A 12,446-nucleotide genomic window follows, 5' to 3' on the forward strand; every position below is an offset into this window, starting at 1 on the left:
GATATGAGCTTGGCAAATGCGGATTCGCAGCCATTTTTTAATGGCACAGAGCAAGGTCAGTTATTGTTTCAGAAATGTTCTGCCTGTGGCGCGGTGCAGTTCCCGCCACGTCATCACTGCGCCAGCTGTTGGCACGAAGAGTTAACCTGGCAGCAAAGTTGTGGGGAAGGGCGTATCGAAAGTTTTACCATAGTAAGGCGTGCGCCATTGCCTGCCTTTGCAGAGAAGGTGCCCTATGTCATTGCCGCCATATCGATGGAAGAAGGTCCAAGAATGATCACCACCTTGTGCGGCGAGGATGCCTTGGAGGTAGTCATTGGCGATCCGGTGCAGGTGGTATATGAATTGGGGGCATCGGGCGATACCTTGCCTATGTTTCGCCGTCTGCCCGCCTAATCTTACGGCTTGAGTAATGGATGACGCTTAGGGCTTTGCGCCTAAGCCACCGACTATAAGTGCAAAACAACAATAAGAGGCATTGTATGAAGGTTGGATATATTGGACTGGGGGCCATGGGCAGTTCTTTGGCCCATTGGCTCATCAAGGAACATGAGCTTTGGGTATGGGATCTGAATCCTGATGCCATGGCTCAATTGGCTGCACAAGGAGCGAATGCTGCGGAGTCCTTAGCCAGCCTCGCGCACGCTTGCGACGTGATTTTCTTATGTTTGCCGCGCAGCCAAAATGTTGAGCAAGCTATTTTTGGCGAAGGGGGCTTATCTGCAGGTCTGAGCGCAGGAAAAATCCTTATCGACCAAACCAGTGGTGTGGGAGCAGCCACCCAAGAGATGGCGCAACGCTTGGATAAAATCGGTGTGCGTATGTTGGATGCACCGGTGGCGGGCGGCGTGCCCAGTGCCAAGGCGGGCACTATTACCATTATGGTGTCAGGGCCAGACAGTGCCCAAGCGGAAGCGATGCCGCTGTTTAAAGCGATGACTTCAAAGATTTATCGCGCCAGTGATCAAACCGGCGATGCTCAATCCGTCAAAACCTTAAACAATATGATGAACATGGTGTTTCGTGTGGCGACCCTTGAACTGGCGGCGCTTTGTGTGCGCTTAGGGGGATCTCTAGCGGAGCTTACGGACACCTTGAACGCTGGCCCAGCGGGCAATTTCACCTGCCGTACGGTATTACCGGCGATTTTAAATGATCGTTCTACCGGTGACTTCTTTCTTACCTTGATGCTCAAAGACTGCAACCAAGCATTGACCTTGGGCATGTCGGAAAACGTGCCCATGCCGTTATCGGCGTTGGCTCGAGGCGTGTTACAGCAAAACATTAATCTGGTGGGGCCGATGGCCAAGTTAGATGATGTCATCGACTTTATGGCGCAAGCCTGCGGTGCTGATTACAAAACCACAGTCGAACGTGTGACACCCGAAAACTTGATGGCTCAGATTGAGACGGTGTTAAGTGCCTGCAACCGTGCAATTGTGTATGAGATCTTTGCCTTGGCACGCAAGCTGAATATGGAGCTCGATGACCTAGGCATGATTCTTAATAATGGCTCAGCTTGGAGTCAGGCCTGTGAAGTGATCTTAGCTGAACTGAGTGGCAGCTCTGAACCAGCACCACTTAGTATCGGTGACTGTGTCGCCGCCATGCGCCAGTTAGAATTGCTGAATATGTATGAAGGGGTCGCTACTGTGATGCTAGGGGAGGTTCGCGCCTTGTACGAAACGGCGCAGCGCGAGCTGGGGGCAGAGGCTTCCGTCACCGAATTGGCACAACTGTATCAACGTAATGCCGAGATCCACTTTTAAAGTGAGTGAAACAGAGCTCATGTCGCTGAAATAAAAAAAACCGTGTCTTCCATGAAGACACGGTTTTTTTAGCTCGATTGGCAAGAGATTTAAAAACCAATAATGGCTTTGGTTTCTAAATACTCTTCCATACCGTAAACGCCCATTTCACGGCCGTTACCGGACTTCTTATAACCGCCCATCGGGGCTGAAGTATTGGCGGGTGCGCCATTAAAGAACACCCGTCCGGCTTTCAATTGGCGGCAGACTCCTAGCGCTAATTCAGGGTTAGCACTGAACACATAGGCGCCTAAACCGTATTCGGTATCGTTAGCAATTTGAATGGCTTGTTCCACCGTTTTGTAGCTGATCACCGAGGTCACCATGCCAAAGATCTCTTCTCGAGCAATGGTCATGTCTGGGGTGATATCCGCGAAAATTGTCGGCTGGACAAAGAAACCACGCTCAATACCTGCAGGACGACCTAGACCACCCACAACCAGGCGACCACCTTCGGCGATGGCGGTTTCGATATAGCCTTGAATGCGCTCGTATTGGGCGCGGTTTACCACCGGCCCATGAGTGGTGTTTGGATCGGTTGGGTCACCGACGCGAATATGTTCCGCTACGGCTGCTTTTAAATACCCAATCAGTTCCTCCAAGCTTTCTTCTGGCACCAGAATTCGGGTTGGCGAGTGACAGGATTGCCCTGAGTTCGAAAAACCTCGGGTGACGTTATATTCAGCCGCGGCTTTGAGATCGCCATCAGGTAGAATCACATTGGCGGATTTACCGCCTAATTCTTGCGTGACGCGTTTGACCGAAGGTGCTGCGGCTTCGGCAATTAAAATGCCTGCGCGGGTGGAGCCAGTAAAGGACACCACGCCAATATCATGGTGCTTGGCGATGGCGTTACCGACCACAGGACCATCACCATTGACCAAGTTAAACGCCCCCGCAGGCACGTCCGCCGCATCAATGATCTCGGCCATAATCACGGCGCTAACGGGTGTGAATTCAGAGGGTTTGAGTACCACAGGGCAGCCCGCAGCAAAGGCTGACGCCAACTTGTTGCACAGTAACTGAATCGGCCAGTTCCAAGGGGTAATTAAACCCGCTACGCCAATCGCTTCGTGCTGAATAAGATTGACCCCTTCGCGATGCTCAAACTCATATTCTTCAAGGGTAGCAATGGCTTGTTTAAGTGCCGCTAAGCCGGCGCCAGTTTGTGCTTTGAGGCGCACCGGCGCGCCCATTTCCTCTGTCAGTGCTGCCATCAAATCCTCTTCGCGGGCCTGATAAGCACTGATAATGCGTTCGAGCAGCGCAATACGCTGCTGTTTTGAGGTTTGGCTAAAGCTTGGCAGGACGTTATTGGCGGCGGCCACGGCACGATCCACGTCCGCCGCTGAGCCCAGTGCCACGCTGGCAAACACTTCCTCGGTTGCTGGATTGACTAGCTCAAACGGCGTCGAAGAAATGGGATCTAGCCACTGACCATCGATGTAAAATTGCCCATAATGTTTCATGCGTTCTGTCCTCCTAGACCCGTTCAATAATCATGGCGGTACCTTGGCCAACCCCAACACACATGGTGCAAAGGGCGTAGCGACCACCGCTGCGTTGCAATTGGCGTGCTGCGGTCATCACAATCCGAGCACCAGACATGCCCAGTGGATGGCCCAGAGCGATGGCGCCACCGTTGGGATTGACATGTTCGGCGTCGTCCGCGATGCCCAATTCACGTAGCGTGGCGAGCGCTTGTGACGCAAACGCTTCGTTCAATTCAATCACATCCATGTCGTCGATGCTAAGCCCTGTGCGTGCCAGAACTTTGCGAGTAGCCTCCACTGGACCAATGCCCATGACGCGTGGCTCAACACCGGCTGAGGCCATGGCCACAATGCGTGCCATGGGCGTTAAACCGTGTTTTGCGATGGCGTCTTCGTTAGCAATCAATAATGCCGCTGCTCCGTCGTTCACCCCAGAGGCATTGCCGGCAGTGACGGTTTTATCGGGGCCGTTGACGCCACGTAATTTGCCCAGTTGTTCTAGTGAAGTGGTAGGGCGCGGGTGCTCGTCTTTAGTCAAAACAAGCGGCTCGCCCTTGCGTTGTGGAATTTCGACGGGGAAGGTTTCTTGCTCGAAGAGACCTTGCTCGTGGGCGTTGGCCCAGCGTAACTGTGAGCGTGCCGCGAAGGCATCTTGATCGGCGCGGGAGATACGGTAGTCATCGGCCACATTGTCGGCGGTTTGTGGCATGGAATCCGTGCCGAACTCGGCGTCCATTTGCGGGTTGATAAAGCGCCAACCAATGGTGGTGTCTTCCATGGTCATAGCACGACTAAAGGCGCTAGTGGCTTTGCCCATCACAAAGGGGGCACGGCTCATACTTTCCACGCCACCGGCGATCACCATGTCGTAATCGCCGGCTTTGATGCCACGCGCCGCATTAGCGACCGCGTCCATACCGCTGGCACACAGGCGGTTCACCGTAGTGCCTGATACGGATACCGGCAAGCCTGCTAGCAAAGCGGCCATGCGCGCCACGTTGCGGTTGTCTTCACCGGCCTGGTTAGCACAACCCAAGATCACTTCGTCCACGCTGGCCCAATTGACATTGGGATGACGTTGCATCAGTTGCTTGATCACCATGGCCGCGAGGTCATCGGGGCGAACCGAGGATAGGCTACCGCCGTAACGGCCAATAGGCGTGCGGATACTGTCACATATGTAAGCATTCATGGTTATAGCTTCCCTGTCAGTTCTGGTACCACGTCAAACAAGTCGGCCACTAAACCATAGTCAGCCACTTGGAAGATCGGCGCCTCTTCGTCTTTGTTGATCGCCACAATAACTTTGGAGTCTTTCATACCGGCAAGGTGTTGAATGGCGCCGGAAATACCGCAGGCAATATACAGTTCTGGCGCAACCACTTTACCGGTTTGGCCCACTTGCCAATCGTTTGGCGCATACCCTGAGTCCACCGCGGCGCGAGACGCACCAACCGCCGCACCGAGTTTATCAGCCAGCGCTTCAATCAAAGCAAAGTTCTCTTGTGACGCCACACCGCGACCGCCGGAGACGACGATATTGGCAGCCGTCAGTTCTGGGCGTTCACTGGCAACAATCTGCTCTTCCAGCCATTCAGAAACGCTCGGTAGATCGACCAATGGAATGGTTTCAACTGGCGCGCTCGCCCCTTGTGGTGCCGCATCAAACGAGGCGGTACGGAAGGTAATCACCTTGATCGCGTCGTTGGACTTCACGGTTTGGATGGCATTGCCGGCGTAGATCGGACGTTCAAAGGTGTCGCTGTCAACGACAGCACAGACATCCGATAAAATCATTACATCAAGCAGTGCCGCCACACGTGGTAGGACATTTTTCGAATGACTGGTCGACGCCGCGACGATATGACTGTATTCCTTACCCAAAGAGGCAATCAATGCTGCACAGGGTTCGGCTAAGTTATGTTCTAGAGAACCGTGTTCAGCGAGCAACACGCTGGTTACACCTGTGATGCTGGCCGCGGCTTGGGCGGCCTGTGCGACGGATGCTCCGCTGCACAAAACATGGACATCGCCTAACGCCTGTGCGGCTTGCACCGCTTTGGCGGTGGCGGCTAGGGCTAATTCACCTTGGTTAATTTCAGCAATCAATAAAACAGCCATTAGACGACTCCTTGTTCTTTTAGTTTTGCGACCAATTCATCCACCGATGCCAGCTTGCTACCGGCTTGACGCACAGGGGGCTCAGAGGTTTTTAGAGTTTGTAGTCGTGGTGTGGTGTCGACCCCTAGCTCTGCCGCCGTGACTTCGTCGAGGGGCTTTTTCTTGGCCTTCATAATGTTCGGTAGAGAAGCGTAACGCGGTTCGTTAAGACGCAAATCCGTGGTAATAATCGCGGGCAGTTGGATGGCAATGGTTTGCAAACCGCCGTCGACTTCACGGGTGACCTGAGCGCGATCGCCTTCAATGGACACGGCTGAAGCAAAAGTCGCTTGGCTCCAACCAAGCAGGGCAGAAAGCATCTGTCCCGTGGCATTCATATCGTTATCAATCGCCTGTTTGCCAGCGACAATTAAATCGGGTTTTTCTTGCTCGACCAGTTTGGCCAGTAGCTTAGCCACCGCCAGCGGTTCAATATCCATGTGCACATCGTCGCTAGCAATGACTAGAATCGCGCGGTCAGCGCCCATGGCGAGGGCGGTACGCAAGGTTTCTTGGGCTTGCTTTAAACCGATGGACACCACCACCACTTCCTCTGCGTGGCCTGCTTCTTTCAGACGCACGGCTTCTTCCACGGCGATCTCATCAAATGGGTTCATGGCCATTTTGGTATTACTGAGATCGACCCCAGAGCCGTCTGCTTTGACACGTACTTTGACGTTGTAATCAATGACCCTTTTCACAGGAACTAGGATTTTCATAACAATCTCCACGAGCGTGTTGTTTTTGTTTTGTCTAAATGGCGCACACTGAGCCTATTACGTGCCGCTAAACTGTGGCGCGCGCTTTTCTTTAAAGGCGGCTACGGCCTCTTGGTGATCATTGCTGGTTCGCACCACCGCAAGCAGTGAACTGAGTGAGTCCAAATGTGTGTGTAAGTCGGTTTTCAAGCCTTGGTGAACAAAACGTTTGATGGCACGTACTGAATTTGGCGCGGCTTGAGCCAGTGTCTCGGCGTAGTCACGCACGCTGTCACGGAAGGTGTCGTCACTGAAGACACGATTGACGATACCTAGGCGTAACGCTTCGTCGGAGTCGACCCAACGTGCGGTCCAGAACAAATCCAATGCCGCTGCGGTGCCGATAATTCGCGGTAGGAACCAAGCGCCGCCCACCCCAGGCAGGAGTCCCATCTTGGCGTAGGTTTCGGCGAACTTGGCGGAGCTACAGGCGAGACGCACATCACACATCAATGCCAAGTCCATGCCCCCAGAGACGGCGGCACCATTGACCGCGGCAATGATCGGCTTGTCGATCTCGGCGACCTTACGTACCAAGGATTGGGTGTAAGTCATTAGGCGCTCTTTGGCTTCAAGCGGTGTTTGTTTGGCTTTCTCTGCCAAACCGCTGGTGTCACCGCCGGAACAGAAGGTTTTGTCCACCGCGGTGAACACGATGACTTTGACGTCGTCACGATGGCGACACTCTTCGAGCCATTGCACCCATTGCACAACCATGTCGTCGGTAAAGGAATTACGCTTGTCGGGACGGTTGAGAGTAAACGTGGCAACGCCGCTTTCCACGCTAAATAACAGATCCTGATTCATGCCTCAGCCTCCGGACGACGTTTGTACATAAAGGTTGCCTTCATGCTTTGCACCGCTTCGTTATGTTGATTAACGAATTCACGTTTGAACGACACCACGCCACGATCGCCTTTTGAGGTCAGACGGGAGCTTTCCACCGTGGAGCGCATAAACAGGGTGTCACCGTGTTTTACCGGCGAGTGCATACGCCATTCATCAATGCCAAGTACCGCCAGTAGCGTGCCGTCGTTGGTGCCGCTGGCGTATTGCAGGCCGCCCATGATGGCGTACACCAAAGGCGCGTGGGCAATGGGTTCACCGAAGGGGGTGGTCTTGCAGTATTCGTGATCCGCATGGACCCCATTAAAATCCCCCGATAAGCAACAGAAATTAACGATATCGGTGGACGTGATGGTGCGCTTAGGGGTCTCAATGACTTGACCCTCATAAAAGTCTTCGAAGTACATGCCGCGAATGTTGGCAGACATAATGCTCTCCTTATTGTTGTTCTTGTAAATGGGTTATCGGGCTTCGGCGGTGAGAATGGCGGTGCAGTGTGACGATAAAATGCCCCCTTCACCATGCACCAAGGCTGTCGTGGCGTTCGGGGTTTGTCGTTCACCGGCCTCACCGCGTAATTGTCGAGTGGCTTCAATAATGCCCATCAAGCCGCCGACCGCGCCGGCATGGGCGTGACTGAGCATGCCGCCGTGGGTATTCACCGGCAGCGAGCCGCCAATCAAGGTATCGCCGGCCGCAAAGCGTGCGCCGCCTTCTCCTCGCGGTGCCAAACCGAGTTCTTCCATTTCGATGATTGGCACAATGGAAAAACAGTCATAAAGCATGGCTAGGTCCATATCCTCAGGGCCGAGCCCAGCCATCTTGTAGGCCTGTTGGCCGGACAATTCAGTGCCAAATTCCGTGAGGCTAGGGGCGCACAGCAAATGCTCATGAGTGTGGGCTTCGCCAATACCCGCCAAATATACGGGCTTGCTGGGCAAGCGTTTGGCGTATTCTGGAGAGGTCACAATAAAGGCGCCGCCGGCATCGGAAATCAGTGCGCAGTCGAACAGATTAAACGGGTCAGAAATGGGCTTGGCGTTAAGCACGTCTTCCTGTGTTAACGGCTTTTTCATATGGGCATTGGGGTGCTTCAGGGCGTTGGCGCGGGTATTAACGGCCACCGCCGCCATCTGCTCGCGGGTGGTGCCGTACTTATGCATATAAGCTTGCGCCACCATGGCGTAGAGCGATGGAATGCCCACCCCATAAGGGGCTTCAAAGTAAGGATGGCCCACTGCCGTTAGCGCGCCCACGGCTTCATCCCGCGACATGCCCGTAGCGCGGTTCTCGCCGGCACACACCAGCACCACCTGCGCGGCGCCCGTAGCCACGGCTTGGGCGGCGTGATGCAACATCACGGTCGGTGAAGCGCCACCGGCGATGATGGAAGAAGAGTAGGTCGGCTGAATACCCAGGTATTCTGCTAAAACCGACCCCAACATAAAGTAGGGCTCAGTGAAGGAGTAGGCGGTCAGTAAACCATCGATTTCAGACGGCTTAATGCCTGCGTCCTTGATGGCGCGAATGGCGGCCTGAGCATTCAGTCCAAGTCCCGTCATGTGAGGAACCTTACCAATATCACTTTCACCAATGCCAACGATGACGGCGCGATTTCTAAGTGTCATTCTCACTCCTTATGCTTGAGGTGATGTCCTCTTGGAGTAGAAGCACCCGCTGTGCCAAACCGATGCGCAAGCGTTTGATAAATAATCTGTTAGTCTGGCATACAAAGTGCGTCTTACCGGAGTGAAGCGCATGCCATGGTGAAAAGATGGCAACGCGTGAAAAACAATTTTATTTAATAGTTTCGTGAGGAGAGTTTCTAAGATGGACGAAATGCTACCTGAAGAAATATCAGCTGTTCGCAATTCCATTCGTCGGTTCATGGAGACCGAAGTAATGCCTGTTATGGATGGCTATGAAGAACGTGGTGAGCTCCCACGTGACTTGATCCGTAAGGCCGGTGAAGCGGGCTATTATGGCGCTACCTTCCCTGAAGAAGTGGGTGGCAGTGACATGGGCTACTTGGCGGCAGCGGTCATTATTGAGGAGATTGCCCGCAATGACGTGCGCTTTGGTGGCTTTAACCAAAATGGCGGTAACTGTCCTGCCTGTATCTACCTTGGCGGAACCGATGAGCAGATTAAGAAATATGTACCGGATCTATTGGCGGGTAAGACCGTCGGTATGATGGCGCTGACGGAATCCGGCGGCGGCTCTGATGCGGCCGGAGCTATGAAAACCGTGGCACGCCGCGAAGGCAATGTGTACAAGCTTAGTGGCTCTAAAATGTGGGCGACGCTTGGGGATGAGTGTGATGTGGGCATTATCCTCGCGAAAACGGATCCTGCCGCGGGCGCTAAAGGGGTCTCAGCCTTTATCGTTGAACCCAAGAAATACAAGGGCTACACGGCGCAACCGATTGATGTGGGCTTGTCCAATTCATTCCGCTGTGCGGCGGTGTTCTTGGATGAATTTGAAGTGCCAGTAGAAAACTTGCTCGGTGAAGAAGGCGATGGCTTCAAAATCATCATGCGTGCGTTACAAGGCGGTCGTGCGGTCATTGGTGCCAAAGCTCTAGGCATTGCCATTGGGGCCTTTGAAGATGCGGTGAAGTACGCCAATGAGCGTGAAATTAAAGGTCAGCCAATTGGTAAGTACCAAATGGTGCAGTCGCAAATCGCGGAAATGGCGGTGGCAATCGAAGCCAGTCGTGCCTTGGTATACCAGGCAGCGCAAGCCATGGATATGGATTTGCCAACCAACCGTATTGCCTCGATCGCCAAGTTCCACGCCTCGACCACAGCGAAGTTCTGTACCGATACGGCCCAGCAGATCTTTGGTGGCTATGGCCTGTCCAGCGAATATCGCATCGCTAAATATAAGCGTTATGCCGACTTGATGTTTACGGGTGAGGGTACGGCCAACGTGCAGAAGATCCTGATTGCAGAAGATGCGCTGGGCTACAAGGTAGCCGATCGTCATCATGGCAAAACCGGTCTGCGTCAAATGGGGCGTGCGGATTAAGGCTGGCCGCGCGACCTGAATCGTTACGAACTGTTCTCCAAAACGCTCGATGTCATCCACATCGGGCGTTTTTTTATGTCAGTGAAGTGTCTTTGATAAAGACGATTTATAAAAGTGTCTTCAAGCTGTATCGCAAAGAGTGTCGTAAATAACGACACCGCTGGCTCAGCACCACACAATTATCCTTTCACTCGCCTGTTTTAGGTGGGTTTTGCGCCTAATCGCGGACGCTTAGCTTTCTTAACGAGAATTTCCGGTTTGGCACGTGGAGTGCGTTGCTATGGGTATGACGTTAAGGAGGCACATATGAACCCACAGCAAATCGATATCAAGACGCAGGCCGAGCGTCTTCCCTATGCCGACCTGCCACTGGTCACTGACGGCAAACCTTTTGCGATGTTTGAAGGCATTCGTGTGGTTGATATCACCACCTCGGTGGCTGGGCCATATGCCACCATGCTACTGGGGGATTTCGGCGCGGAGATCATTAAGGTCGAACGCCCTCATGGGGATGATGCTCGTGCTTGGGGGCCACCATTCTTAGATGAACAGGCGCTTTGGTTTACCGCGGTCAATCGTAATAAGAAAAGCGTGGTGCTGGATATGCGCAGCGAAGCGGGCAAGCAAGCCATGTATGACCTGATTCGCAGTGCCGATGTATTTGTTACCAACCAGCCGCCTTCCGTGCAAAAGAAATTAGGCTTGGACTACAACAGCTTAAAAGCTCTGCGTGAGGACTTGGTGTTTGTCTCCATCACTGGCTTTGGCTTAGACGGTAAACGCGCCGAACTGACTTGCTATGACCTGATCGCTGAAGGCTACTCGGGGGTGATGGACATCACTGGTGCGGCTGACAGTGGCCCGCAGAAAATTGGTACGCCAGCGGCGGATATGTTGGCTGGACAAGATGCGGCGATGGCTGCCATGGCGGCGCTGTTTGAACGCGCTAAAAGCGGCCAAGGACATCTGGTTGATGTCAGCTTGGTAGAAAGCATGACGCGCTTTTTGACTTGTCGTATTTCCCCTTACTTAGGCTCTGGCGAAGTGCCGGTACGCTCTGGCGGTACCGACAGTGTAATTGCTATTTATCAACCGTTTGAGACAGCGGATCTGCCGATGAACTTAGGGCTGGGAAATGATGGCATCTGGGCGCGCTTCTGGGACGCGGTGGGCGACCCTGCTTATGGCGCACAAACCGAGTTTGCCAGTAACGCTGATCGTCGCCAGTTACGCGCCGACATCGTGACCCGCATTCAAGACATCTTACTGACTAAAACCCGCAATCAATGGCTCGATATTTTTGCCGCCGCACGAGTGCCTGCGGGGCCAATCAATCGCATTGATGAGGTGGCGGCAGACGGTCCGCTACAAGAGCGTGGCCTGTTTTATCGTTGCCGCGAGGGTGGTCGAGAAGTACCACAAATCGGACTAGGTATTCGCATCAATGACAAGGTCAGTATGGCGCGCACCAATCCCCCTGTGCTCGGTGAACATACTGCTGCGGTACTGGCGGAATTGAACTCACAGACAAAATAAAGACAACAATCTATTAGAGGATCCGTGTTATGGAATTCACAGAAATTCTTTATCAAGAAGATGGCCCAATTGGAACGATCACACTTAATCGACCAGACAACGGCAATATGTTTACCGAAACCATGTGCCATGAAATCCGTGATTGTATCGAGGGCATTCGCCGTGAAACCCGCACCCGAGTGGTGGTGATCACGGGCGCGGGGGATAAATTCTTTTGTATTGGTGGCCAAAAAGACGGCATGGAGAAAACCCATCTGTACGCGGGCACCTTGCCAACCTTGGAAATGTACGAAGCCATCGACAAGCTGCAAAAGCCAGTGATTGCCAGCGTCAACGGTTTCGCGGTGGGTGGCGGTAATGTGTTGCAGATGGTGTGTGATATGACCATCGCCAAAGAATCCGCGGTGTTTCGCCAAGTCGGGCCGATGATGGGCTCGTTCGATGCCGGTTACGGTACCTGGTATCTAGAAGATCTCGTGGGGAAAAAACGCGCCAAGGAAATTTGGTTTGCTAACCCTAAGATGAGCGCGCAATACGCGCAAGAAATTGGCTTGATTAACCGTGTCGTCGCGGACGCCGAACTGCCGCAAAAAACCAAAGAGTTTGCCTTAGAAGTCGCTGATCGTGGCTCCTTTGCCTTGGCATCGATTAAAGGTGCCTTCAATGCTCGTCATGGTGGTGTCAGCGGTTTGTCCCGTGTGACTCATGACCTGTTGCTTTCTCATTACTTGGGCAGTGAAGAGCATAAGGAGCTGAACGCTAGCTTCAATGAACGCCGCAAGCCTGATTCTTCAAAATTTGGTCAGTGAGGACTG

12 protein-coding genes are annotated in these 12,446 nt (G+C 53.4%); 5 read left to right on the forward strand and 7 right to left on the reverse strand.

The genetic code is table 11. The features are described 5' to 3' along the window. The first annotated feature begins 3 nt into the window (after positions 1-3). Complete coding sequence (locus tag ACOSVP_RS13985; protein ID WP_487348108.1) at positions 4-396, forward strand: Zn-ribbon domain-containing OB-fold protein; 393 nt, start codon at positions 4-6, stop codon at positions 394-396. 86 nt (positions 397-482) lie between these two features. Continuing rightward, the gene (locus tag ACOSVP_RS13990; protein ID WP_487348109.1) at positions 483-1,769 is read left to right on the forward strand and encodes an NAD(P)-dependent oxidoreductase; all 1,287 of its coding nucleotides are present in this window, start codon (positions 483-485) and stop codon (positions 1,767-1,769) included. 89 nt (positions 1,770-1,858) lie between these two features. Here ACOSVP_RS13990 and ACOSVP_RS13995 read toward each other — a convergent pair whose 3' ends face one another. Genes ACOSVP_RS13995 through ACOSVP_RS14025 form a run of 7 tightly spaced genes read right to left on the reverse strand, consistent with a single transcriptional unit; the run spans position 1,859 to position 8,693 of the window. Then, a complete protein-coding gene (locus ACOSVP_RS13995; protein WP_487348110.1) occupies positions 1,859-3,277 on the reverse strand; it encodes an aldehyde dehydrogenase family protein in 1,419 nt (472 codons plus the stop codon). A 13-nt stretch (positions 3,278-3,290) separates the two neighbouring features. After that, positions 3,291-4,493, reverse strand: coding sequence for a 3-oxoadipyl-CoA thiolase (pcaF, locus tag ACOSVP_RS14000; RefSeq protein ID WP_487348111.1), 1,203 nt, complete (start codon positions 4,491-4,493; stop codon positions 3,291-3,293). 2 nt (positions 4,494-4,495) lie between these two features. Continuing rightward, positions 4,496-5,422, reverse strand: a complete 927-nt coding sequence (locus tag ACOSVP_RS14005) for an electron transfer flavoprotein subunit alpha/FixB family protein (protein WP_487348112.1) — start codon at positions 5,420-5,422, stop codon at positions 4,496-4,498. Then, positions 5,422-6,180: an electron transfer flavoprotein subunit beta/FixA family protein gene (locus tag ACOSVP_RS14010; RefSeq protein ID WP_487348113.1), complete on the reverse strand. Its 759-nt coding sequence runs from the start codon at positions 6,178-6,180 to the stop codon at positions 5,422-5,424. The genes ACOSVP_RS14005 and ACOSVP_RS14010 overlap by 1 nt, the downstream gene beginning before the upstream one ends. Positions 6,181-6,237: 57 nt before the next feature. Next, the gene (locus ACOSVP_RS14015) at positions 6,238-7,026 is read right to left on the reverse strand and encodes an enoyl-CoA hydratase/isomerase family protein (RefSeq protein WP_487348114.1); all 789 of its coding nucleotides are present in this window, start codon (positions 7,024-7,026) and stop codon (positions 6,238-6,240) included. Next, complete coding sequence (locus tag ACOSVP_RS14020) at positions 7,023-7,493, reverse strand: MaoC/PaaZ C-terminal domain-containing protein (protein WP_487348115.1); 471 nt, start codon at positions 7,491-7,493, stop codon at positions 7,023-7,025. The genes ACOSVP_RS14015 and ACOSVP_RS14020 overlap by 4 nt, the downstream gene beginning before the upstream one ends. A 33-nt stretch (positions 7,494-7,526) precedes the next feature. Continuing rightward, positions 7,527-8,693: a thiolase family protein gene (locus tag ACOSVP_RS14025; RefSeq protein WP_487348116.1), complete on the reverse strand. Its 1,167-nt coding sequence runs from the start codon at positions 8,691-8,693 to the stop codon at positions 7,527-7,529. Between the two features lie 202 nt (positions 8,694-8,895). On the opposite strand from ACOSVP_RS14025, the gene ACOSVP_RS14030 reads away from it, so the two are divergent. From ACOSVP_RS14030 to ACOSVP_RS14040, 3 genes are all read left to right on the forward strand, one after another. After that, the gene (locus ACOSVP_RS14030; RefSeq protein ID WP_487348117.1) at positions 8,896-10,095 is read left to right on the forward strand and encodes an acyl-CoA dehydrogenase family protein; all 1,200 of its coding nucleotides are present in this window, start codon (positions 8,896-8,898) and stop codon (positions 10,093-10,095) included. 306 nt (positions 10,096-10,401) lie between these two features. Continuing rightward, on the forward strand, positions 10,402-11,631 hold the full coding sequence (locus tag ACOSVP_RS14035) for a CaiB/BaiF CoA transferase family protein (protein ID WP_487348118.1): 1,230 nt from the start codon (positions 10,402-10,404) through the stop codon (positions 11,629-11,631). Positions 11,632-11,660: 29 nt separating this feature from the next. Next, a complete protein-coding gene (locus tag ACOSVP_RS14040) occupies positions 11,661-12,440 on the forward strand; it encodes an enoyl-CoA hydratase-related protein (RefSeq protein WP_487348119.1) in 780 nt (259 codons plus the stop codon). Positions 12,441-12,446: the final 6 nt, after the last annotated feature.

Source organism: Marinomonas sp. HM11-D, from assembly GCF_057626615.1.